This window comes from Pantoea eucrina (assembly GCF_002095385.1).
GTDB classification, from domain to species: domain Bacteria; phylum Pseudomonadota; class Gammaproteobacteria; order Enterobacterales; family Enterobacteriaceae; genus Pantoea; species Pantoea eucrina.
Genome location: NZ_MIPP01000107.1, coordinates 1 through 268 on the forward strand (window position 1 = coordinate 1; position 268 = coordinate 268).

Here is a 268-nt window from a genome sequence, read left to right on the forward strand (position 1 = left end):
GGCAACCGGTATTTCTTCCTAAAAGGCTTAGATATTGGACGAAAACGGGATTTAGGGCGCTATTATATTCTGGGTATTGCTCAAAGGGTATATACTGAACCGATCTTGAATAAGAATTATCAAAATATTATAAACGCTATAGCAAATCCTAAGATATATTATAGAATTAAAGGGTTTATGCTAATAAGAGCGATACTAAATATAGCCTTGAGTTCTAGAATAAGTTACTGAATATCGCAATATTCATAAGCCAATATGGCTATCAATA

At 32.5% G+C, this 268-nt stretch carries 1 protein-coding gene; it reads left to right on the forward strand.

Annotation, left to right across the window (positions count from 1 at the left end; genetic code table 11):
* Positions 1–231, forward strand: a 231-nt coding sequence (locus HA43_RS19090; RefSeq protein ID WP_211279593.1) for a hypothetical protein, incomplete at its 5' end; no start/stop codon positions are given.
* Positions 232–268: the final 37 nt, after the last annotated feature.